The organism is Thalassospira profundimaris (assembly GCF_003326675.1).
GTDB lineage: Bacteria > Pseudomonadota > Alphaproteobacteria > Rhodospirillales > Thalassospiraceae > Thalassospira > Thalassospira aquimaris.
Window position 1 is genome coordinate 61,735 of record NZ_JPWF01000018.1, and the last position, 22,547, is coordinate 84,281.

The following is a 22,547-nucleotide window of genomic DNA, read 5'->3' on the forward strand; positions in this document are numbered from 1 at the left end:
ATCCTCAAAGCGCGGTTCGCACCCGCCAGAGTTCCGGAAACAGTTCTACTTCCAGCATTTTTTTCAAGTAACTGACACCACCGGTTCCACCGGTCCCGCGTTTGAAACCAATAACGCGTTCGACCGTGGTCACATGGTTAAAGCGCCAGCGACGGAAGTAATCTTCGAAATCAACCAGCTTTTCAGCCAGTTCATAAAGCGACCAGTGTTTTGCCGGATCGCTGTAAACCTTGTGCCAGGCGGCAATCACCGCATCATCAGGCGTATAAGGAGCCGAAACATCGCGGTTCCGAATATGATCGGGAATTTCAATGCCTTCGCCCGCGACAAGATTAAGGGCCTCGTCATACAAGCTTGGTGTTGCCAATTCGGCCTTAAGCATTTCCATGATGTCTTCGCGATGCGCATGCGGTCGCAACATGGCCTGATTGCGGTTGCCCAGCATGAATTCGATCTGGCGATACTGATAGGACTGGAAACCCGATGACGGGCCAAGCGCATCACGGAACGTCGTGTAATCACTTGGCGTCATGGTACGCAAAACGTCCCATGCGTTATTAAGCTGTTCAAAAATCCGCGACACACGTGCCAGCATTTTAAAGGCCGGGCGCAAGTCACCACCACGAATGGCCTTGCGTGCCGCGGTGATTTCACGGATCGCCAGTTTCATCCACAATTCGGATGTCTGGTGCTGAATGATGAACAGCAATTCATCATGGGCATCCGATTGCGGGTGCTGTGCCGTCAGGATCGCATCAAGGGACAGATAATCCCCATAGGACATCTGATCGGAGAAATCCGTGCGGGCACCTTCGGTGCTGGGATCATAAGGGGTGGTTGGTTTTGCCATGATCAGGTCACCGCATTGCGTTTGTGAAACTCCGGCTTGTCCCAAGCCCTGGTTTCCATGATTTCAGCAAGGATTTTGACCGCACCATCAACATCGGCATTGTCAATATAAAGCGGGGTAAAGCCAAAGCGGATCACATCGGGTGCACGGAAATCGCCAATCACGCCTCGCGCGATCAATGCCTGCATGACGGCATAGCCTTGATCAAACTTGAACGACACCTGCGATCCGCGGTTTGCCGCATCACGCGGACTTGCAAGTTCAAGCATCGGGCAGCTTGCCTCGACACCGGCGATGAACTGTTCACAAAGTTCGATGCTGCGCGCACGGATATCGGCCATTTCAACGCCGTCCCACGCCTTCATTGCTTCTTCCAGAACCGTCATCTGAATGACCGGCGGCGTACCGACACGCATGCGCGAAACATCGGGTGCCGGGGTGTAATCCGGGTCAAAGGCAAACGGTGCCGCATGACCAAGCCATCCCGAAAGCGCCGGGCGGGCAACCTTGGCATGATCCGGACGGACATAGATAAAGGCCGGGGCACCGGGACCACCGTTCAGATATTTATAAGTACACCCCACCGCAAAATCTGCGTTGCAGGCGGTCAGATCAACAGGAACCGCACCAGCCGAATGCGCAAGATCCCAAATCACCAAGGCACCGGCAGCGTGCGCCAGATCGGTAATCCGTTTCATGTCATGCATGCGGCCCGTGCGATAATCCACCTGGGTCAGCATCAGCACAGCCAAATCTTCGTTGATCAGGCTTTCGACATCTTCGGGATTTGGGGTTTTAAGAACATGCCCCTTATCCAGACTTTTGATCAGGCCATCAGCCATATAAAGATCGGTCGGGAAGTTGCCGTTATCAGAAACGACAACCTTGCGATCCGGGCGCATTTCAAGCGCACTTGCCAAGGCCTGATAGACTTTGATCGACAGGGTATCGCCCATCACGACCGTACCGGGTGCCGCCCCGATCAAACGGGCGACAAGATTGCCGACGCGTTCGGGTTGCTCCATCCATTTGGCTTCGTTCCAGCCCCGGATAAGCATTTCCCCCCATTCCTTTTCAATCATCTCCTTGGCACGGTTTGCGGCCGTTTTCGGCAGCACGCCAAGCGAGTTCCCGTCAAGGTAAATGACACCTTCGGGAATATGGAACAGGGATTTGGTGGCGGCAAAGTCGGTCATACAGACATTTCCTGTTTCAGTCTGAAGCGCTGGATTTTTCCAGTCGCGGTTTTTGGCAGGGTCTCGATAAAGACGATGGAACGCGGATATTTAAACGGCGCGATCGTCGCTTTTACATGATCCTGAAGCTGTTTGGCCATCTCTGGCGTGTCTTCAAAACCGGCGGCAAGAACGATATGGGCCTGAACAATGGTGCCACGCGCCTCGTCCGGTGCGCCAATCACGGCACATTCGGCAACGGCGGGGTGGGCCAACAGGGCTGCTTCAACTTCGGGACCGGCAATATTATAGCCCGACGACACGATCATATCGTCATTACGTGCTGCGAAATGGTAATAGCCGTTTTCATCGACAAAGAACGCATCCCCGGTCAGGTTCCAGCCATCACGCACATAGACGGCCTGACGAACATCATCCAGATAACGACAGCCCGTCGGACCACGCACAGCAAGACGGCCCACAGTCCCGACCGGAACTTCGTTCATGTCATGATCAACAATCTTGGCTTCATAACCGGAAACCGGACGCCCGGTGCAGGCCGGGTGACTGTCGCCAAAACGGTTGGAGATAAAGATATGAAGCATCTCGGTCGCGCCAATGCCATCAAGCATCGGCTTGCCGGTTTTGGCCATCCATGCCTCATACACTGGGGCAGGAAGGGTTTCACCGGCCGAAACAGCGGCACGCAGGGATGAAAGATCAGCCCCCTCTTCCATGGCCGAAAGCATCACCCGATAGGCCGTCGGTGCCGTAAAGCAGACCGTCGCCTTATAGGTTTCGATGATTTCGATCATGTTGGGCGGCGATGCCTTTTCAAGCAGTGTCGCTGTTGCCCCGAAACGCAGCGGGAAGATCGCAAGCCCCCCCAGACCAAAGGTAAAGGCAAGCGGCGGTGATCCGACAAACACATCATCGGGCGTTACATTCAGCACTTCCTTGGCATAGCCATCGGCAATGATCAAAAGATCACGGTGGAAATGCATGGTGGCCTTGGGGCTTCCCGTCGTGCCCGACGTAAAGCCAAGCAACGCAACGTCATCTCGCCCGGTTTTGACTGCCTCGAACTTCACCGATTTGGTCAGGGCTATCCGGTCAAGCTCGGCGTCATGATTGGCAGTCCCGTCAAACCCGATAACCTTTTTCAGAAACTTGCTATCCTTGGCACAGGCCACCATTTCGTCCATCAGACGGGTATCGCACAGGGCAAATTCAATTTCAGCCTTGTCAACGATCTGACCCAGTTCGCCAGCACGCAGCATCGGCATGGTATTGACCACAACCGCACCGGCCTTGGTCGCAGCAAGCCAGCAGGCCACCATCGCCGGATTATTGGCCGAACGGATCAGGATGCGGTTGCCCGGTTTAACACCGTAATCTTCAACCAGCGCATGGGCGATGCGGTTGGTCCAGTCGGCCAGTTCCTTATAGGTACGCTGGCGACCATTGCCGATCAGGGCGGTGTTATCCCCAAAGCCCTGTTCGACCATTTTATCGGTCAGCTCGACACCGGCATTCAGATATTCGGGATAGTCGAACCCATCCAGATTGATTTCCGGCCATTCATTAAGCGGCGGGAGCTTGTCCCGGGTGAAGCTATCGGTATGTGCAGTTGGTCCGAGCATTGTGAAGTCCCTGATACAGCCATTATTGCGCCAGCGTTTGCCGTGCGATGATTATTTTCTGGACGTCGGATGCGCCTTCATAAATGCGAAGGGCGCGAATTTCCCGGTAAAGCGATTCAACGATGTGGCCACTGCGCACACCATCGCCGCCATGAATTTGCACCGCCTTATCAATGACGGTTTGCGCATGATCGGTGGAATAAAGTTTGGCCATCGCGGCTTCGCGACTGACCCGTGCGGCGCCGCTGTCTTTAAGCCATGCAGCGCGATAGACCAAAAGTGCAGATGCATCGATATCAAGCGCCATATCGGCGACATGCCCCTGCACCATCTGAAGATCAAACAATGGCGCGCCAAACAGTTCGCGTTCCTGAACCCGCGTGATGGTTTCATCAAGGGCACGACGGGCAAAACCAAGGGCAGCGGCCGCCACGGTGGAGCGGAAAACATCAAGAACCGACATAGCGATCTTGAAGCCATCCCCGCCCTTGCCAAGCAGACTTGATGCCGGAATACGGCAATCGGTGAATTTCAGGCGAGCAAGCGGATGCGGGGCAATGGTGTGCAGACGTTCTGCAATTTCAAAGCCCGACAGGTCTGCGGGAACGATAAATGCCGACAGGCCCTTGGCACCGGGTGCTTCGCCAGTGCGTGCAAAGAGACAATAGAAGTCGGCAATGCCGCCATTTGATATCCAGGTTTTCTCGCCATTCAGGATAAAGTCATCGCCATCGCGCTTTGCCTCTAGCGCGATATTGGCAACATCCGATCCAGATTGCGGTTCGGTCAAGGCAAAGGCGGCCATCGCCTTGCCGGAACGGACCTTTGGCAGCCATTCGGCTTTTTGGTCGTCCGTACCAAACAGTGAAATCGACCCGCTGCCCAATCCCTGCATTGCAAAGGCAAAATCCGCCAAACCGTCATAACGGGCAAGCGTTTCACGGATCAGGCAAAGTGATCTGACATCAAGCTTTGAATTCGGATCGGCCGGATCAATCGCAGCATAACGAAGCCATTCCCCACCGGCCAAACGGACCACCAGATCACGACACGCGGCATCGACATCACCATGATCAATGCCATCAAGATTGGCAGATGCCCATGCATCAAGGCGGGTCGCCAATTCACGGTGGCGATCTTCGAAAAACGGCCAGTCAAGGTAGGATGTATCAGCCATCAATTCCCCTCAAACACCGGTTTTTCTTTGGCGACAAAGGCCTTGTAGGCGCGATTGAAATCTTCGGTCTGCATGCAGATCGCCTGCGCCTGTGCTTCGGCCTCGATGGCCTGTTCAATCGACATGTTCCATTCCTGGGCCAGCATGGTTTTGGTCATCATGTGGCCGAAATTCGGGCCCTGAGAAATGCGGGTCGCAAGGGCGATTGCCTCGGCTTCCAGAACGTCGGCTTCTACCAGACGATTAAAGAAGCCCCACCGTTCGCCTTCTTCGGCCGACATGGAACGGCCGGTATAAAGAAGTTCTGCTGCACGGCCCTGACCGATGATGCGCGGCAGGATGGCACATGCGCCCATGTCACAGCCGGCAAGACCAACACGGGTGAACAGGAACGCGGTTTTGGATGCAGCCGTTGCCAGACGAAGGTCAGATGCCATGGCAATGATTGCCCCCGCACCTACACAAACGCCATCCACCGCCGCAATGACCGGCTTGCCACAGGCAATGATTGCCTTGACCAGATCACCCGTCATGCGGGTGAATTCCAGAAGTCCCTTCATGTCCTTGTTGATCAGCGGGCCGATAATGTCATGCACATCCCCGCCAGAACAGAAATTGCCACCGTTCGACCCAAACACCACGGCCTTGATATCATCGGCATAGACCAGATCGCGGAAGGTATCGCGAAGCTCGGCGTAGCTTTCAAAGGTCAGCGGGTTTTTGCGATCCGGGCGATCCAGTGAAATGACCGCAACGTCGCCTTCCATGCGCCAGTTGAAATGGGTTGGCTTGATGTTGGCCATCTTAGTCATGGTGGGGCGCCTCGTTATGGTGAGAGATGGTGCGAAGAATGCGAATAAGGGCATCGGCATCGGGCGATGACAGATCGGAAAACAGATCGGAAACCCAGCTTTCATGAACCAGTGCGCGTTCGGCGAAGTCTTTCTCGCCCGCCTCGGTCAAACGCACGATGGAGGCGCGGCGATCATTTTCGACTGGCAAACGGACGACCAGCCCCTCGGCAACCAGACGATCCACGATCCCGGTGACATTGCCGTTCGAAACCATCAGCGATTTGGAAAGCTCGCTCATGCGCATGCCGTCGCGTTCGCGGTAAAGGGCAGCAAGCACATCAAAGCGTGGCAAGGTTGATCCGAACTCGACCCGCATTTTTTCACGAAGTTCGCCTTCGATCTTGCGCGATACTTTCAGAATCTGAAGCCATGCCCGCAGGCGTGCCTTGGAAATATCAGACGTTTCGTTCCCACCCGGCCCGGTGGCATTTTCGGATTTGTTCATATTCATGCTTCTCCTCCCGACACCGAAATGGTCTGGCCGGTGATCGATCCTGCATTTGAACTGCACAGCCACATAACGGTATTGGCAACTTCATCAGGCTGGATAAAGCGGTTCTGCGGATTGATTTTGGCAAGGCTTGCGCGTGCCTGATCACGGCTCATGCCGGTTTTCGCAACGATATTTTCCACCGATTTTTCAAGCATCGGTGTTTCCATAAAGCCCGGGCAGACCGCATTGACAGTAATCGGACTATTGGCAAGCTCAACCGCCATGCCCTTGATCAGACCGACAACACCATGCTTTGCCGCGCAATAGGCCGTGACATAGGCATAGCCCTTAAGCCCGGCGGTTGACGCAATCGAAATCAACCGGCCTGGTTTCGCCTTGTCCATCACAGCCAAACCTTCGCGGAAGGTCAGGAACGTTCCGGTCAGATTGACATCAATGGTACGTTTCCAAAGATCGACCGAGGTTTTTCCAACCGGCGCGCTTTCAGCCATACCGGCATTGGCAATCACCAGATCGGGTGCACCGATGGTATCAACCATGGTGGCAAACATATCGCGCACCGACGTTTCATCGGTTACATCAGCCGCGATTGCCGTGATGTTTTCATGCTGGGCGACCTCGGCCAGAATATCGGCCCGACGGCCCGAAACCGCGACCTTAACCCCGGCATCGGCCAGCATCCGGGCCATAACCGCCCCGACGCCGGAACCACCGCCGGTAATCAATGCACGCTGAATGGCAAGATCACCCATCACGAATTACACCTTTCCGGTCATGACATCGGCACGTTCAGAAAGACGCCACATCTGATCACGTCCGGCATAATAAGGGGCTGGCCAGTTTTCGGTTCGATTGCCAAGATTGGCCGCCTGATGCAACGTCCAGTATGGATCGGCCAAATGCGGACGGGCCAGACAAACAAGGTCTGCACGCCCCGCCATCAGGATCGAGTTGACGTGATCGGGTTCGTAAATATTGCCCACCGCCATGGTCGCCATTTTGGCTTCGTTACGGATACGGTCCGAGAACGGCGTCTGGAACATGCGCCCATAGACCGGACGGGCATCCTTGGTCGTCTGACCAGCAGAAACGTCACAGATATCAACGTCGTTGGCCTGAAGAATACGGGCGATTTCGACCGCTTCCTCGGGGGTCACACCAGCATCACCGACCCAGTCATTGGCTGAAATACGCACCGACATCGGCTTGTTCGCAGGCCATGCTGCACGAACAGCATTAACAACCTCAAGCGGGTAACGCATCCGGTTTTCAAGCGATCCGCCATATTCATCATCGCGGGTATTGCTGACCGGGCTGATGAAGGATGACAGAAGATAACCGTGCGCGGCATGGACCTCGACCATGTCAAATCCGGCGCGATCGGCCATTTCGGCCCCCGCGACGAACTGGTCACGGACCATATCCATGTCTTCGCGCGTCATTGCCTTGGGCACCGCATTGCGGTCCGACCAGGCAATGGCGGATGCCGACAAAAGCGACCAGTTACCGTCTTTTAACGGGGCATCCATTTCTTCCCAACCCAGCTGGGTTGAGCCCTTGCGCCCGGAATGACCGATCTGCATGCAAATTTTGGCATCGGTTTCGGCATGGACGAAATCGGTAATCCGTTTCCATGCCGCTTCATGCGCATCATCATAAACACCCGGACAACCCGGCGTGATGCGGCCATCGGCCGAAACACAGGTCATTTCGGTATAGACCAGACCTGCACCGCCCTTGGCACGTTCGGCGTAATGGATCAAATGCCAGTCGGTCGGGCAGCCATCCACCGCCTTGTACTGGGCCATCGGCGAAACAACGATGCGGTTTTTAAGTTCCATATCGCGGAGTTTGAAGGGCACAAACATCGGATGGCGAACCGGCTCGGACGCAGGCAGTCCTGCCGTGCGCTGGAACCAGCCTTCTGCGCCTTCGACCCAGTTTGCATCACGCAGGCGAAGGTTTTCGTGGCTGATGCGCTGTGATCTGGTCAAAAGCGAATAGGTGAACTGCACCGGATCGAAATCAAAGTAACGCTCGATCTCCTCGAACCATTCCATCGAGTTGCGCGCGGCCGACTGCAAACGCAGAACTTCAAGGCGACGCTCGTCCTCATACTTGGCAAAGGCCGATTTCATGTCCGGTTCGGAATGCAGATAGTTTGCCAGTGCGATCGCACTTTCAAGGGCAAGCTTACTGCCCGATCCGATGGAGAAATGCGCGGTCGCCGCAGCATCGCCCATCAGGACAATATTTTCATGCGACCAGCTTTTGCACAGAACGCGCGGGAAACTCAGCCAGGCCGAACCACGAATGTGGTGGGCGTTGCTCATCAATGGATGACCGCCAAGATGATCCTTGAAGATCGCCTCGCAGGTTGCAATCGACTCTTCCTTGGACATCTCGCCAAAGCCGTATGCGTCCCAGGTTTCCTGCGAACATTCGACAATGAAGGTCGCGGTTTCGTTATCGAACTGATAGGCGTGCGCCCAAACCCAGCCCTTGTCGGTCTGCTCGAAGATGAAGGTAAAGGCATCATCGAATTTCTGATGCGTGCCCAGCCAGACGAACTTGCATTTACGAGTGTCAATATCGGGCTGGAACTGGTCGGCAAATTCGGTGCGGGTCTTGGAATTCAACCCGTCGCAGGCAACGACAAGGTCATATTCCTTGGCGTAGGTTGCCGCACTTTCGGCCTCGGTCTCGAACCGCAGATCGACACCCAGTTCACGCGCACGTTCCTGAAGCAGGATCAAAAGCTTTTTGCGGCCAATTCCACAGAAACCATGCCCGGTCGAAACGGTCTTTTCGCCGCGATACTGAACCGCGACATCATCCCAATAGGAAAAGTTGGCGCGAATGGCCTCGGCACTTTTGGCGTCATTGACCGCAAGATTGTCGAGAGTTTCGTCAGACAGCACCACGCCCCAACCGAACGTATCGTCGGGCTTGTTGCGTTCGATCACCACCACCTCATTGGCGGGATCACGCAATTTCATCGAGATTGCAAAATACAGTCCCGCAGGACCACCACCCAGACAAGCTACTCTCACCAGCTTTTCCCTTCCTGATTTGTTTGGTTGTTTCGGGAAACTGATAAAACGGTACGCCTCGTTTTATTTTATTTCAAGCACAAATATTTTAAGTTTGAAATATCTTCGGATTTGCCTAGAATTTGGCCTATAAACGAAATGCGCACGCCCTTATGATCCGGGCGATACGTGCCACCACACCAAAAGATCAGGGATGAAAGCACATGATTACCGACTGGGATGATGCCTATGCCAATGGCGACCATATTGCCAATGCCGGAACCTTTCCGGGCATGTGGACAGAACTATCATCCCGGTTCCGCGACACCCTGATCACCGATGGTCGCGCCGAACTTGATATCGCCTATGGCACGGCAGATCGCGAAAAATATGATCTGTTCCTGCCCGAAGGCACGCCCAAGGGTCTGGTCGTTTTCGTCCATGGCGGTTATTGGAAGGCGTTTGACAAATCAAGCTGGTCGCATCTTGCCAATGGCGCAGTTGCCAAAGGCTGGGCGGTTTGCATGCCGAGCTATACGCTTGCCCCGGATGCCCGCCTGTCCCAGATCACCCGTCAGGTTGCATCGGCAATCAATCATGTCGCTGGCCGCATTTCCGGTCCCATTCATCTGACCGGCCATTCTGCGGGCGGGCATCTTGTCAGCCGCATGGTATCAAACACCTCGCCTTTGGCACCGGGTATTCTGGCACGGGTTGAAAATACGGTTTCAATTTCCGGCCTGCATGATTTGCGTCCACTTTTAAACACGTCGATGAATGATGTTCTTGGCCTTGATGAAGAAGAGGCCGCGATTGAAAGTGCGGCCCTTTTGAAGCCGACCCTACCCTGCTCGATCACGTGCTGGGTTGGTGCGGATGAACGCCCGGAATTTGTCCGTCAGAATGACCTGCTTGCCAATGTCTGGACCGGGCTTGGCGCATCGACCCGTTCGGTTCATGCACCGGACAAGCATCATTTCGATGTGATTGCCGATCTTGCCGATCCCGAGTCTGATCTTACGGCATGCCTTCTGAGCCCGATCTCGGATGAGGATAACTGATATGAGCATCGTCACCCTAACACGCGAAGGCCATATTGGCGTTATCACGATCAACAATCCCCCGATCAACGCAACCAGCCATTCGGTGCGCGCCGGTATCGTTGATGCCCTTGATCAGATCGACGGAGATCCCGCGATCAAGGCGGGCATCCTGATCTGCGAAGGCAAAACCTTTATTGCCGGGGCGGATGTGACGGAATTTGGCCAGCCCCCCAAAGACCCGATCCTGCCCGATGTTATCAAACGGCTTGAAGCCACGACCAAACCGGTTATTGCCGCCATTCACGGCCATGCACTGGGCGGCGGGCTTGAAGTTGCCCTTGGCTGCCAATACCGGATTGCCGACAAATCGGCCAAGCTTGGCCTTCCTGAAGTCAATTTGGGCCTGATCCCCGGTGCAGGCGGCACAGTTCGCCTGCCGCGTCTGGTTCCTGTGACCGAGGCCATCAGCATGATTACGTCTGGCAAACCGGTTTCAAGCACCAAGGCCAACGAGATTGGCCTGATTGATGCGATTTGCCACGGCGCGTTGCTTGACGCTGCCAAGGACTTTGCCCAGACCATCCTTGATCGGGATATGCCGGTCGCCCTTGTTGATCGTATCCCGGTCAATGCACCCGATAGCGCGGAATGGGACGAAATCATTGCATCGGCCAGCAAGAAGGCCCGCGGTCAAATCGCGCCGGTTACCGCCATCAACGCCATTCGACATGGGATTGAAAATGGTGCGGAGGCGGGCCTTCTATTTGAACGCACAAAATTCGTTGAATTGCGCGACAGTGATCAGTCAAAAGCGCTTCGTCATATCTTCTTTGCCGAGCGTTCGGTTGGCAAGCTGCCTGAACTTGATGGCGTTGAACCGGCAACGATTACCGAAGTCGGTGTGATCGGCGGCGGTATCATGGGGGCCGGCATTGCGACCGCGTCCCTTCTGGCCGGATTTGATGTCATTATCATTGAACGCAATGAAGAAGCCTGTGCCAATGGCCGCAACACCGTCGAAAAGCATCTGTCAGGAAGCCTTAAGCGCGGATTGATCAATCAGGATCGCTTTGACCGGTTAATGGCTGCCCTTTCAACCAATACCGACTATGCCGCCCTTGGTACGGCCGATCTGGTGGTCGAGGCCGTCTTTGAAGATATGGGCGTTAAGCATGATGTGTTTGGCAAACTGTCCGAACATTGCAAACCCGATGCGGTTCTGGCGTCCAACACGTCCTATCTTGATATCAACGAGATCGCGGCAAAATGCGTTAATCCGGGGCGTGTGATCGGGCTTCATTTCTTCTCGCCCGCCCATATCATGAAGCTTCTTGAAATCGTCCGCACCACGCGGGCCGATGCCAAAAGCCTTGCAACTGCCTTTGCCTTTGGTCGTGCCCTTGGCAAAATTTCTGTGCCATGCGGAGTGTGCGACGGCTTTATCGGCAATCGCATCATGTCGGCCTATCGCAAGCATTGTGAATATATGCTCGAAGATGGTGCCCTTCCCCATCAGATTGATGCGGCAATGGTCGCATTCGGTTTCCCGATGGGCTTGTTTGCCATGCAGGATATGGCCGGACTTGAAATTTCCTGGGCCACCCGCAAACGCCTTGCACCGTTCCGCGGGATCGCGGAACGCTATGTCGCGCTTGGTGATTACCTGTGCGAGCTGGAACGTTTTGGCAAAAAGAACGGTCTTGGCTGGTATCGCTATGACGAAAATGGCAAAGCCCAACCGGACCCGGAGGTTGATGCACTTGTGATTGCAGAATCAGAGAAAAAGGGCATCGCCCGACGCAATTTCACCGATGATGAAATCATCGATACGATCCTTAGCGCCATGCGCAATGAAGGCGACAAAATCCTGAGCGAAGGCATCGCCAACAGCCCCGATGCCATTGATGTCGTCATGATCAACGGATATGGCTTTCCCCGCCACAAAGGCGGGCCGATGTTCCTGACCCGAAAGTAATACTCAGTCGGGCAAGGCAGCATGTCACAACATATTGCCTTTCCCGATCATCGGCCGTCCTCTGTATCGCCAGAACTGCGTGATTTCAGCTCACCCGACCGTTTTCCTTCGAACAAACGCAATTAAACCTTTCCGTTACAAATATTTAAGGGATAATCGCCAAAGTTTATCCCTTAATGGCAGCACGGCAAATGGGACATCTTGCGAACAAGGTTGCGGCTTTATGATACGCCCCCTCATTACCTGGACAGATCAGCCGCGGCAAAACGGGATCATTGCAGCCATCACGCAGGTGCTTGATCAGGGTCCGCTTTCCATTCTTGATATGGGGTGCGGTCACGGGCAGCTTGCCATGCGGCTTAAACAAGGGAATCCCGACTGGGATATAACCGGCGTTGATGTTGTGGTTCAGCCTGATTGCGCCATTCCGGTTTCTGCCTATGACGGTACAACCATCCCGTTTCCCGATCAGTCATTTGATGTGGTTTTGTGTGTTGATATGCTTCATCACACAGATGATCCAACCGCAATCCTGAAAGAAGCCGGCCGTGTCGCGCGCAAATCGGTCATTGTCAAAGACCACATTGCCGACAGTTGGTGGGACCATCGGATGCTGACCTTTCTTGATTGGATGGGCAATGCCGGAACCGGTGTGCCTTTGCCCTACAACTTTCTGTCATCGAAACAATGGCAATCGATCTTTGAGCGTTCCGGACTGCGCGAAAGCGCAATGGTACATCCCTTGCGCTATTGGCCGGGCCTTGTCGGGCACGTGATAGACCGCCAGTTTCATTTCGTTTCGAAGCTTGCCAAACAGGGCTAAGCGGGAATTCATCCACTTCATCGGTCAAGGTAAGAATTCAACGGCATGAGCACACAGAAAAAAGTCCTGGTTACCGGTGGCGCTGGATATATCGGCAGCCACGTTTGCAAAGCCCTTCACGCGAACGGGCATATTCCGATTGTTTTCGATAATCTGAGCACCGGACATGAACGCTTCGTCAAATGGGGACCGTTGCATTTGGGGGATATCACCAACCCCGATGACCTGAATGATGCCTTTGCCAAACGTCATCCCGACTTGGTCATGCATTTTGCCGCCAGTGCCTATGTGCGGGAATCGGTTGCCGATCCGATGAAATATTATGTGAATAATTGCCTTGGCTCATTGCGTCTTCTTGATGCGATGCAGTGTCACGGGGTCAAGCACATCGTTGTATCTTCGACTTGTGCCGTCTATGGCGATTGCAAGTCTCTTCCGATTGATGAAAGCACCCCAAAAGACCCGCAATCGCCTTATGGACGCTCGAAGCTGTTTGTCGAACAGGCCTTGCGTGACCTTGGAAACGCATCCGATCTGAAATGGGTTGCCCTGCGCTATTTCAATGCGGCCGGATCAGACCCCGACCTTGAGATTGGTGAGGATCACACGCCTGAGACCCATATCATCCCGCTGGCGATTCAGGCGGCCTTGGGGATGGCCCCGGCCTTGCAGATTTTTGGTGATGATTTCGACACGCCCGATGGTACGGCGATCCGCGATTACGTTCATGTCAACGATCTTGCGACCGCACATGTCAATGCCATGACCTATCTTGAAAATGGTGGCGCGTCATCGGCGTTTAATCTTGGGACCGGCACCGGAACATCGATCAAAGACATCCTTGATACCATCAAAAGACTAAGTGGTCATGACGTGCCGCATTCCGTGACCGCAAGAAGCCCGGGCGATGTCCCGGCCCTTTATGCATCAGCAACCCGGGCAAACCGGTATCTTGACTGGACGCCAACCCAAAGCTCCCTGGACAATATCATCAAGACGGCGCTGAACTGGTATCGGCATCACCGAACCGGGAAGGGTTAATCCCCGGTTCGGTGTCCGGATATTTCCGGTTATTGATACATATATTCACGGGTCAGAGGCATGTCGTTCTTCAAACCGTTCGAGAACAGGACATGGAACAACCGGTTTTCGCCATACCGGAATGACGCCGCACTGACCTGGAAATACAGGTAATAGCGACGCGCAAATTCTTCGTCGTAATGTTCGCGGATCCAGTCGACATTGGCGTTAAAGTTGTCAAGCCAATGGAACAGGGTCAGTTCATAGTTCATCCGCAAGTTATCAACGTCGATGACGTTCATTTTCTTTTTGCAGATACCGTTGATAATGTTCGTGATATCAAGCACCTGCGCGCCCGGGAAAATGTATTTGTCGGTCCAGGGATCGGCATTATGAAGCTCGTCATTGCCAACCATGTGGATCAAGCCCAGTGAACCGGGCTTCAGGATTTGCTTCACCTTGGCGAAAAATACCGGCAGAAATTTAAGCCCGACATGCTCAAGCATGCCAATTGACACCACCTTGTCAAAGACGCCTTCGACATCCCGGTAATCTTTCAGCTCGACCCGGATTTTATCCTGCAAACCCAAGCTTGCGATTTTCTTGTTGGCATATTCGACCTGTTCGCGTGACACGGTAACACCGATACCGGTAACACCGTAATTCTGCGCGGCATGGATCAACAAGCCCCCCCAGCCGCAGCCAAGATCGGCAATCGTTTCACCTTCCTGCAAGCGCAATTTGCGGCACACCAGATCAAATTTGTTGGTCTGGGCTTCTTCAAGGGTGTTGTTCGGGTCTTTGTAATAGGCACAGGTATAGGCCATGGTCGGGCCAAGCAGCCGTTCGTAGAAATCATTGCCGACGTCATAATGGTGGCTGATGTTTTTCTTCGATCCCTTAAGCGTATTCTGATTAAGGAAATACTGCACAAGAATGTTCAGCTTGGCCTTCCAGGACATCTTGTATTCGGTATAGCCAACCCTGAAACCGAGCTTGAACAGAAGCTGCATGTCACCTTCAACATCAAGCATCCCGGTCATATAGGCTTCGCCAAAGCCCAGGAAGCCATCGGCCAGCGTTTTCGAAGCGGCCTCTTTCTCCTTGAACCAAAGCGTAAATGCCGGCTTATCGCCAATCTGAAACACATCATCATCCCAAAAGCGCACGGCAAAGCTGCTTTCGGGATCGGTGTGATGCATTGCCTTGGCAATTTCCTGAATGGCATTCTTCATTATGTTTCCCTCTAAACCTTCTGCTCTTGTTCCAGGAGTTGCTTCTTCTGGTATTTCGGCCCTTTGATCAGGTCCCAATACGATGAAACAACCGAATTATTGTAGGCGGGTATCGTTGCCTTCAGATGTTCGTGAAGGGCTGGCAAATTATGATACGGAACGCCCGGATACATGTGATGGGCCGTATGATAGCGGAACCCGATGGGCTGGATGATCACGGCAATCGGGGATTCAATCGTGAAGCTGTCATACATTTGATCGTCGGAGGACGAGCTTTCGGCATGCCTTTCGAGTTCATGTTCCAGCGGAATGCGCAATACGATCAGCAACCAGGCCCCGACCAGCACCGCATAAACGATCCCGACAAACTGCGGCAGGAACCAGACCAGCGCGATCAGATACAGCAATGATAGACGCGACAGCCAGACGACCTCGTTCTTCTTGGCATCGGGCACCGGGGTACTGGTCGAAAAGTTCAGATATTTTTGCGAGAACCGGTCGATCCGTTCTTCAAGCTCCATGCCGCCTATGCTGGTAATCAGCGTCTGAAACGTCCCGTAAAGCGGCGTGACAAAAGGCAAGATCAACAGGACAAAAACGGCAAGCTTCGGATTGCTGCGCACCAGCAGATATTGCGGATCTTTGTCGGTTCTGAAAGTTCCGGTCTGATGATGAATTTTATGCGGCTGGGCAAAACGGGCTGATGGCACCATGATGATGCAGCCGATTGTCACGTGCCAGAACCAGTAAAAAACCCGCAAGGCCTTACTATTGGGACGATGCGCCAATTCGTGGCCGAAAATCCCCGCACGGTGCAGACCAATGACACACAGAACATAGCCCGCAAGATATAAAAAGTCGCTTGTATAGATCGTCAGGGTGAAACCGCCAACGCACATCGCCATCGCGGCCAGCAGGTCGCGAAAGTAGATGGCGGGTTTTACCTGGAAAAAGCTTTTATCAATCATGGTCAATCAATTGCCCACACAGAATGACGCAAAATTTCATAATCATATTCCCCCTAATCCCTTGCAGAAAATCACAACATAGATTTATTGTCCAATACAACCTATCGTTTAAAATTCAATGACATCCGGTATTTAAACCCATCCATGACGCCCGATAGCCCGTTACAGGCCCCAAAGGATCAACCGTTCGATATTGTCGTGCTTTCGACTGCGGCACTTCCCTGGCGAACGGGACCATCAATATTCTCGGTCTGGCATGCTGGCGGGTTTGCAAAGCTTGGCCATAAGACGGCTTTGGGCCTGCCGTGGCTGGACCGAAAATCGCAAATAAAGCTTTGGGGCAAGGAGCTGTTTAAAACCCGGCAGGAACAAGTCGACTGGGTTCGCAAAGAAGCCGAACATATGAATGTTCCTGCCCTGCCCGAGATCTTTTTCTTTCGCGGTGTCTTTTCAAAATCGACCTACAGCATCTTCATTACCGAGGACCCGTTCAAAGCAGGTCCCCAAGCCAAGTATTATGTGGTGCAAGAACCCGAACATTTCGGATGGCTGCCCGTTGTCAGCCCGCGCAAAGACCTGAAAGCGGATAAGATCCTTGGCATTGTCATGACCAATTACGGTTTCTATATCCGCCGTCCCGGGCGTCCGGATCGGGCCTTGTTTGCCAAGATGGTGGAATGGCGGAACAAACAACTGATGCGCAAACACACTGACATCATTGCACCATTGTCACCAGCCGTTGATCTTGATGATCTGAACCATCCGGTCGTGCGCCAGCAGGTCACCGGTGTCCTTGACAGCTTCAAAACCGTTTCCCCGGTATCAGAAGCCAACAAAGGGGTCTATTTCATGGGCCGTCTGGTCTGGGAAAAGGCGCTGGATGTTGTGATCGATACTGCACGCGATCTTGATCTTGCCATCGACATCTTTGGCGAAGGTCCCCACCAAATTGAAATGCAGGAACGGGCGCACCGAACCAACGCGCCGGTCCATTTCAAAGGCCCGGCCTATAGCCCCTGGGAAACGCTTGCCGATTATCGGGTCTTTTTCAATCCATCCCTGTCAGAAGTCCTGTGTAGTACCACGGCCGAGGCACTGGTTGCCGGACGCCACGTTGTGATCCCCGATTGCCCGGCCAACACGCCGTTCTATGATTTGCCAAACGTCCATGTGTACCGAACCGTTCAGGAAATCCCGGCTGCCATGAACAAGGCCCTGTCCACTCTGCCGCTGTCGCCGTCAATGGCACGCGAAAGATTTGACTGGGCAAATGTATGCAGCTCTATCGTTGATCTTTTGCAATCACCCGATGCCGCCCCCATCAGCCAGAAGGCCCCGTTATGACAGAGCGTAAGCATATCTCGGTGATCTATACGATGGCCGGCGGGGGGCATTTGAAGGCTGCTGAATCCTTAAAGGAAGTTCTCGAATCAACCGGGCGTTACCGGGCGACACTGGTTAATCCCTATGTCGAACTGATGCCCCATCTTGATCTTTGGAAACGCATCACAAAACGCACATCGGAAGATATCTATAACCAGACGATCATCGGCGAAGGCAAAACCGGCTTATTTTGCCTGACCTATTACGCCGGCATCCTGCTGAACTTCAAGCTTGCCTACAAGGAGGGACGCCAAAGGCTCGGCGACTATTTCAAGGCCCAAAAACCCGATATGGTCATCAGTGTTCTACCGATGCTGAACCGCGTGATTTTCGATGCTGTGGAAGATTATCGTCAAACCACCGGTACCCCCCAATCGATCAAGGGTGCAGTTCTGATCACGGATTGGACCGAGTTTGGTCAGCATATCTGGTTCCCAAAGGGACGCGATTATCACGCGATTTGCGGAACAGATGAGTCGTTTAAAAAGGCCAGTGCTTATAAAAACCTTGCCGGGCGGGTCCATCCCACCCAAGGCATCCTGTTAATGCCGTCATTCCAGGACAATAGCGCAGCGCTTGATAAACAGGCCGCCAAACAGGCCCTTGGCCTTGATCCGGCAATGCCGGTCATTTGCATGCTCTATGGTGGTCAGGGCAGCTGGCGCATGAAAGAGCTTGTCGAAACAATGATCGCCAAGCCCATGCAAGCACAACTTCTGCTACTTTGCGGACGCAACGCCGCTCTTGCTGACACACTGCGCAATATGGACATCCCCTTCCCACATCAGATTGTCGGCTTTACCAATGAGGTCGCCAAATATCTGGGGGCCTCCGATATCTTTGTCGGCAAGCCTGGCCCGGGCAGCGTCAGCGAGGCGCTGCATTTCGGACAAAGGATGCTTCTGGATCGTACAATGGCACTTCCCCAGGAAATGCCTGTGCTTAAATGGGTGGTCAAACACGGGGCGGGATCGGCATTCAAAAGCAGAAACTCGTTCTTGAATGCCTTGGCCGGATTGCTGGATAAAACCAATCGCAATCAGGATCCGGTAAAGCCACGCCCCAATACGGCGTCCCGACAAATCACCTCCCTGATTGACGGGATTTTTTCATCACCTGATGTCTGACCGGTCTTAGATCATTCCGCTCCAGAAGGCGGCACCACCGGCAAAGAAATGCACCAGTGTCGGACCAACCAGATTACGATGACGCAGATAAAGCATTCCAAACAGTATGCCCGAAACGGCCGTCATCAACACTGCCGTCACCCCGAAATGCAGATGGAACACCCCGAACAGCACAGACGCCAGTACCACTGAACGAATGCCGCGCTTGTCATTAAGGAACCGCTGGAATGAGGATTGCAGGAAGCCGCGCGCGATCATTTCCTGCAACAAACTGTGGAAGAAATAACTCAGCGTCGGCCCAAGAATAAAGGGTGCCGGCGTCTTTTCCTTGATGCCAAGTTCCTCCATCGCCCAGGCCGCGGCAAACACCACAGCCATCGAAATGATGGAAAAGACAATGCCCTCCCAGAAGGATTTCTTGAACCCGACCTTGGTCCATCCCAGTTCACTGAACGGGATACCCATCTTCCGGATCACGAAGAAACTGGGCACCAGAATGATCATCAGATATTGCCAGGCAAATGTCTGGGTATAGATATTCACCTTCAAGACATGATTGGACAGAATGTCGTTGACGACCATGCCAATCGCCATGACCCCCATCGTATAAAGAAAGAACTGGCCAAAAAGCTGCTGATCCTTGATCGCGATCATCTCGCGCTCCATGGAGGCAATATATTTGTCGTTCTGTTCGCGCATCCGTCCGGTTACGGCAACGGCAAGACTGCCGCGCAAGTCCGACAGGATTTCTTCACCGTTTGGCAGTTTAAGGATATCTGCGGGATTAAACTCGATAAGGTCCGTATCTTCGGCCACCCGCGCCGATGCGGATCGCGGCTTTCCATCCAGCAGGGAAATTTCGCCAAGAACCCGCCCGTCATGAAGATCGCCCAACAGTCTTTCTTCAAGACCGTCATGGGCTTCGCGGTAAACAACCACATGCCCTTTGCGAATATAGTAAAACGACGTCGTCAGATCGCCTTCGGTAATCAGCTGTGTTCCGGCCGGGGCCGGATAAACGCGCATGATTGAATGTAATGTCCTAAGCGTATCTGGCCGTACATCGGGAAGAACCTTGGCAATTTCATCCAGACTGACCGGTGTTTGGCCGGTTTCGGCCGCTTCGTGGTTTTCCACTTTTTCCCCCATGATCTTGCCTCTTTATGAAACCGCCACATCACGGTCCAGTTTCAATCCCCCAAGATAGAAACAAAGAACGGCAGGCATCAGTACAACATGATAGGTCGCATATATGCCAAATCCGGCAAACAGCTCATAGCCGATAATCGGCAGGGACGAAGCAACAAAGGTAATGATCACCCCCAAAATCATCGCAACTGATCCTGTCCCGGTTCTAAGCCCGACCAAACTCAGCGCCAGCAACAATATCATGGCCGCCGAATAGCTTCCCATCACGATAAAGAAATTATCGGACATGAATATCGCAATGATCACGGCAATATTGACCAGACCGGCAATCCCGATCACAGCCTTACCAGATTTGGGGCCAAGGAACTGGATCGCCGCCACAACACAAATAAAGAACGACGTCACCGCTGCACAGGCCCGGGTCGCGATTTTAAGCGGTTCATGCATCCAGTGCCCGGCTGTCTCAAAGAACCCGTGATCAATCGCACCTAGCAGGAAGGTTAGCGCAATCAAGGTCATGGTAATCGCCCAAAACCAGGCGGCGGATTTCTTTGCAATATCGGAGCGCATCATAAGACCGGCGGCAAATGCCTGCAAACACGCCAGAATAACGTCGGTCAGCGCCGAATAGGATAATTCACTAAGCATATCACCACAGGGCCCAAGCCCCGCCTTCATCTGAAAAGTTGATATTCCATAAGGCACCAAACACTGTCTGCCTTGGCCTGTTTCAGGTATCTGACATTGTCGTCTTCAAGGGATCAGCACGTCATAACGATGATTGTTCGATCTGATATCGACCGGCAATCGAAGGTAAACATCCCCGTCGCCTTGCACCGGGCAATCCGTATCCTCTGTTTCAATCCTCACATGGCTTGCTTCCACCACCTCGACATCCGCACTGTGATGCAGGCGTCCGAAAACAAGGGCTGTGCAATATCGCAGGATTGACCAGAAATTATTCCGTCCCAAAAGGTAAATCTGGAAATCGGGTTTGGAAATCCCGGTTTTGTACCCCAGCCGATATGACCCGCCATAATACTGGCCATTCATCACAATCACCGATTTCGCAATATGGGTCTGCCCGTCACAGGTCACCTGATAGCTGTCCTGCTGACAGACCCCGATCGTTTTCAACAGGGAGACGATATAGGCCAATATACCGATCTTCTTCTTAAGCTCGACATTCAGACGTGCAACCGACTTCGCATCAAAACCGACACTTGCTGTCATGGCAAAGCGTAAGTCGTTCATACTACCAAGATGCACCTGCTGCTGACGCCCCTGTGTCAGAGCCTGCTCGAAATTACCAAATGTCACGCCAAGTTCCCGTGACAGTAAATTGACTGTCCCCAGTGGGATAATTCCGAACGGCACAATCAGGTGATCGCCAAGTCCATTCAGGACATTGCTGATGGTTCCGTCGCCTCCGGCAATCAAAACCGCATCATGTCCGTCCAGCTTCTCGATATAACTCTGACAGGGACCATCGGTCGGCCGTCTGGCTTCTGTATGGGCATTGCAAACGTCAAAACCTGCTTCGATCAGCTTGGCAATTGCGTGATCGACTTTCGCGGTAGTTACACCGCCGGCACCGGGATTCCAGAACAACAGTATTTTTTTGATCATTCTTTTACTGTGACCCTGCGGAATTAAATCTGGCCATTCCCAATCGCATGCGTTCCCTCAAACTATTCATGCACAGGAAATCTGCGGTCACTCAAACCTGTCGGTTATTATCACCCTAAACACAGGTACTTAAAGCAACCTTTTCTACCCTGAGGCAAGCTATTTCAGGTTTATGATCTGGATACATTCAAGAATTGGGCAGGAAGAACGCAGGTTCAAAGACTGTGATGATTCTGATGTTAAAGACCATCATGCACGAACAGGAATACCTTTTGGAGCAATGAAAAGGAAATGCACTAATATTCGGCGGCAGTGGATTTTAGAGCTGAAATTAGCGATTACATCGATGACAAAGATAAAGTCAGACCGAGAGTTTCAAAGGGTACAATGCTCTACGATAAGGATGGCGAAGTTCATGTTGTGCCAGCGAGGCCGTGATGGAAAATGAATTTGACACGAACTGGAAGGCGCGCCTCATCTTACAGAGGTGCCTTTTGGACATGATTACACCAAATATACGCGGTATAGCCTGCTGTATAAAAATAGGGTGCTACATATTTTTTATGTATTTGAGGGGGTTCTTAGTGAAAGAGACATAGAAAACTATGATGAAGTGGAAACGCTTGCGATTTCACATTATCCAGACGGATACTGCATAAGAACTGAAGCTATTTCGATGGATGTCGGTGAAAGAAGGTATTGTAAGCCAGAGTTTGAATGGGTTTACCTGCGGCAAGAATAAACAGTGCGATGGAAGATCATGACCGCTGTTTAGCTCACTCTGCTCCGGAATTTGGCTTTGAAAAAGAACCTGCGCAGTCTGCGCGCGGCTTCGCCGTGCTCGACCTTCAGACTAAAAACGTGCCACTGGCACGTTTTCTATACGTCTTCAGCCTTCAAGTTATGAGCACAGGCTCATAACGCAGGAATACCGCAGGTTCGAATGCTGGCCCAAGACTAAAACGACAAAACCCCGCCGGATGGCGGGGTTTGTCATTTTGGTTGCGGGG

At 53.1% G+C, this 22,547-nt stretch carries 20 protein-coding genes; 7 read left to right on the plus strand and 13 right to left on the minus strand.

What is annotated here, in order from left to right; translation table 11 throughout:
- Nucleotides 1–4: 4 nt before the first annotated feature.
- The 8 genes from kynA to TH19_RS19815 are packed head-to-tail and all read right to left on the minus strand — an operon-like array spanning nt 5 to nt 9,206.
- Entirely contained in the window at nt 5–850 is an 846-nt protein-coding gene (gene kynA / locus TH19_RS19780) for a tryptophan 2,3-dioxygenase (RefSeq protein WP_114104086.1), read from the minus strand.
- Between the two features lie 2 nt (nt 851–852).
- On the minus strand, nt 853–2,046 hold the full coding sequence (kynU, locus tag TH19_RS19785) for a kynureninase (protein WP_114104087.1): 1,194 nt from the start codon (nt 2,044–2,046) through the stop codon (nt 853–855).
- Nucleotides 2,043–3,668 carry an AMP-binding protein gene (locus TH19_RS19790; protein ID WP_114104088.1) on the minus strand — a complete coding sequence of 542 codons (1,626 nt, stop codon included), beginning with the start codon at nt 3,666–3,668 and terminating at the stop codon, nt 2,043–2,045. Before TH19_RS19790 ends, kynU begins: the two co-directional genes overlap by 4 nt.
- A gap of 22 nt (nt 3,669–3,690) precedes the next feature.
- Entirely contained in the window at nt 3,691–4,845 is a 1,155-nt protein-coding gene (locus TH19_RS19795) for an acyl-CoA dehydrogenase family protein (RefSeq protein ID WP_114104089.1), read from the minus strand.
- Nucleotides 4,845–5,657: an enoyl-CoA hydratase family protein gene (locus tag TH19_RS19800; RefSeq protein WP_114104090.1), complete on the minus strand. Its 813-nt coding sequence runs from the start codon at nt 5,655–5,657 to the stop codon at nt 4,845–4,847. Before TH19_RS19800 ends, TH19_RS19795 begins: the two co-directional genes overlap by 1 nt.
- On the minus strand, nt 5,650–6,150 hold the full coding sequence (locus tag TH19_RS19805) for a MarR family winged helix-turn-helix transcriptional regulator (protein WP_181846495.1): 501 nt from the start codon (nt 6,148–6,150) through the stop codon (nt 5,650–5,652). Before TH19_RS19805 ends, TH19_RS19800 begins: the two co-directional genes overlap by 8 nt.
- The gene (locus tag TH19_RS19810; RefSeq protein ID WP_114104091.1) at nt 6,147–6,905 is read right to left on the minus strand and encodes an SDR family NAD(P)-dependent oxidoreductase; all 759 of its coding nucleotides are present in this window, start codon (nt 6,903–6,905) and stop codon (nt 6,147–6,149) included. Before TH19_RS19810 ends, TH19_RS19805 begins: the two co-directional genes overlap by 4 nt.
- 6 nt (nt 6,906–6,911) lie before the next feature.
- Nucleotides 6,912–9,206, minus strand: coding sequence for a bifunctional salicylyl-CoA 5-hydroxylase/oxidoreductase (locus tag TH19_RS19815; protein ID WP_114104092.1), 2,295 nt, complete (start codon nt 9,204–9,206; stop codon nt 6,912–6,914).
- A gap of 203 nt (nt 9,207–9,409) precedes the next feature.
- Here TH19_RS19815 and TH19_RS19820 point away from each other — a divergent pair, with 203 nt between their 5' ends.
- From TH19_RS19820 to galE, 4 genes are all read left to right on the plus strand, one after another.
- Nucleotides 9,410–10,246 (plus strand): alpha/beta hydrolase, encoded by an 837-nt coding sequence (locus TH19_RS19820; protein WP_114104093.1) that lies wholly within the window; start codon nt 9,410–9,412, stop codon nt 10,244–10,246.
- A 1-nt stretch (nt 10,247) separates the two neighbouring features.
- Entirely contained in the window at nt 10,248–12,203 is a 1,956-nt protein-coding gene (locus TH19_RS19825) for a 3-hydroxyacyl-CoA dehydrogenase NAD-binding domain-containing protein (RefSeq protein WP_114104094.1), read from the plus strand.
- 223 nt (nt 12,204–12,426) lie between these two features.
- Complete coding sequence (locus TH19_RS19830) at nt 12,427–13,026, plus strand: class I SAM-dependent methyltransferase (RefSeq protein ID WP_114104095.1); 600 nt, start codon at nt 12,427–12,429, stop codon at nt 13,024–13,026.
- Nucleotides 13,027–13,071: 45 nt separating this feature from the next.
- Entirely contained in the window at nt 13,072–14,067 is a 996-nt protein-coding gene (gene galE / locus TH19_RS19835) for a UDP-glucose 4-epimerase GalE (RefSeq protein ID WP_114104096.1), read from the plus strand.
- A 29-nt stretch (nt 14,068–14,096) separates the two neighbouring features.
- On the opposite strand, the gene TH19_RS19840 is transcribed toward galE, so the two are convergent.
- Nucleotides 14,097–15,281, minus strand: coding sequence for an SAM-dependent methyltransferase (locus TH19_RS19840; RefSeq protein ID WP_114104097.1), 1,185 nt, complete (start codon nt 15,279–15,281; stop codon nt 14,097–14,099).
- A gap of 11 nt (nt 15,282–15,292) precedes the next feature.
- A complete protein-coding gene (locus tag TH19_RS19845) occupies nt 15,293–16,249 on the minus strand; it encodes a fatty acid desaturase family protein (protein ID WP_114104098.1) in 957 nt (318 codons plus the stop codon).
- A 144-nt stretch (nt 16,250–16,393) separates the two neighbouring features.
- On the opposite strand from TH19_RS19845, the gene TH19_RS19850 reads away from it, so the two are divergent.
- Nucleotides 16,394–17,593: a glycosyltransferase gene (locus TH19_RS19850; RefSeq protein WP_114104099.1), complete on the plus strand. Its 1,200-nt coding sequence runs from the start codon at nt 16,394–16,396 to the stop codon at nt 17,591–17,593.
- Nucleotides 17,590–18,759 carry a glycosyltransferase gene (locus TH19_RS19855; protein ID WP_114104100.1) on the plus strand — a complete coding sequence of 390 codons (1,170 nt, stop codon included), beginning with the start codon at nt 17,590–17,592 and terminating at the stop codon, nt 18,757–18,759. The genes TH19_RS19850 and TH19_RS19855 overlap by 4 nt, the downstream gene beginning before the upstream one ends.
- A 6-nt stretch (nt 18,760–18,765) precedes the next feature.
- Here TH19_RS19855 and TH19_RS19860 read toward each other — a convergent pair whose 3' ends face one another.
- From TH19_RS19860 to TH19_RS19870, 3 genes are all read right to left on the minus strand, one after another.
- Complete coding sequence (locus TH19_RS19860; protein WP_114104101.1) at nt 18,766–19,908, minus strand: cyclic nucleotide-binding domain-containing protein; 1,143 nt, start codon at nt 19,906–19,908, stop codon at nt 18,766–18,768.
- 12 nt (nt 19,909–19,920) lie between these two features.
- Nucleotides 19,921–20,556 (minus strand): DUF6962 family protein, encoded by a 636-nt coding sequence (locus tag TH19_RS19865; protein WP_147250800.1) that lies wholly within the window; start codon nt 20,554–20,556, stop codon nt 19,921–19,923.
- Between the two features lie 105 nt (nt 20,557–20,661).
- Nucleotides 20,662–21,537: a diacylglycerol/lipid kinase family protein gene (locus TH19_RS19870; RefSeq protein WP_114104103.1), complete on the minus strand. Its 876-nt coding sequence runs from the start codon at nt 21,535–21,537 to the stop codon at nt 20,662–20,664.
- 547 nt (nt 21,538–22,084) lie between these two features.
- On the opposite strand from TH19_RS19870, the gene TH19_RS23285 reads away from it, so the two are divergent.
- The gene (locus TH19_RS23285; protein WP_473774335.1) at nt 22,085–22,279 is read left to right on the plus strand and encodes a MafI2 family immunity protein; all 195 of its coding nucleotides are present in this window, start codon (nt 22,085–22,087) and stop codon (nt 22,277–22,279) included.
- The last annotated feature ends 268 nt before the right edge of the window (nt 22,280–22,547 follow it).

What these genes read in the sequence shown, in the direction of transcription:
- kynA (WP_114104086.1), bottom strand. Translation starts at nt 850, where the DNA reads ATGGCAAAACCAACCACCCCTTATGATCCCAGCACCGAAGGTGCCCGC.
- kynU (WP_114104087.1), bottom strand. Translation starts at nt 2,046, where the DNA reads ATGACCGACTTTGCCGCCACCAAATCCCTGTTCCATATTCCCGAAGGT.
- TH19_RS19790 (WP_114104088.1), bottom strand. Translation starts at nt 3,668, where the DNA reads ATGCTCGGACCAACTGCACATACCGATAGCTTCACCCGGGACAAGCTC.
- TH19_RS19795 (WP_114104089.1), bottom strand. Translation starts at nt 4,845, where the DNA reads ATGGCTGATACATCCTACCTTGACTGGCCGTTTTTCGAAGATCGCCAC.
- TH19_RS19800 (WP_114104090.1), bottom strand. Translation starts at nt 5,657, where the DNA reads ATGACTAAGATGGCCAACATCAAGCCAACCCATTTCAACTGGCGCATG.
- TH19_RS19805 (WP_181846495.1), bottom strand. Translation starts at nt 6,150, where the DNA reads ATGAATATGAACAAATCCGAAAATGCCACCGGGCCGGGTGGGAACGAA.
- TH19_RS19810 (WP_114104091.1), bottom strand. Translation starts at nt 6,905, where the DNA reads ATGGGTGATCTTGCCATTCAGCGTGCATTGATTACCGGCGGTGGTTCC.
- TH19_RS19820 (WP_114104093.1), top strand. Translation starts at nt 9,410, where the DNA reads ATGATTACCGACTGGGATGATGCCTATGCCAATGGCGACCATATTGCC.
- TH19_RS19825 (WP_114104094.1), top strand. Translation starts at nt 10,248, where the DNA reads ATGAGCATCGTCACCCTAACACGCGAAGGCCATATTGGCGTTATCACG.
- TH19_RS19830 (WP_114104095.1), top strand. Translation starts at nt 12,427, where the DNA reads ATGATACGCCCCCTCATTACCTGGACAGATCAGCCGCGGCAAAACGGG.
- galE (WP_114104096.1), top strand. Translation starts at nt 13,072, where the DNA reads ATGAGCACACAGAAAAAAGTCCTGGTTACCGGTGGCGCTGGATATATC.
- TH19_RS19840 (WP_114104097.1), bottom strand. Translation starts at nt 15,281, where the DNA reads ATGAAGAATGCCATTCAGGAAATTGCCAAGGCAATGCATCACACCGAT.
- TH19_RS19845 (WP_114104098.1), bottom strand. Translation starts at nt 16,249, where the DNA reads ATGATTGATAAAAGCTTTTTCCAGGTAAAACCCGCCATCTACTTTCGC.
- TH19_RS19850 (WP_114104099.1), top strand. Translation starts at nt 16,394, where the DNA reads ATGACGCCCGATAGCCCGTTACAGGCCCCAAAGGATCAACCGTTCGAT.
- TH19_RS19855 (WP_114104100.1), top strand. Translation starts at nt 17,590, where the DNA reads ATGACAGAGCGTAAGCATATCTCGGTGATCTATACGATGGCCGGCGGG.
- TH19_RS19860 (WP_114104101.1), bottom strand. Translation starts at nt 19,908, where the DNA reads ATGGGGGAAAAAGTGGAAAACCACGAAGCGGCCGAAACCGGCCAAACA.
- TH19_RS19865 (WP_147250800.1), bottom strand. Translation starts at nt 20,556, where the DNA reads ATGCTTAGTGAATTATCCTATTCGGCGCTGACCGACGTTATTCTGGCG.
- TH19_RS19870 (WP_114104103.1), bottom strand. Translation starts at nt 21,537, where the DNA reads ATGATCAAAAAAATACTGTTGTTCTGGAATCCCGGTGCCGGCGGTGTA.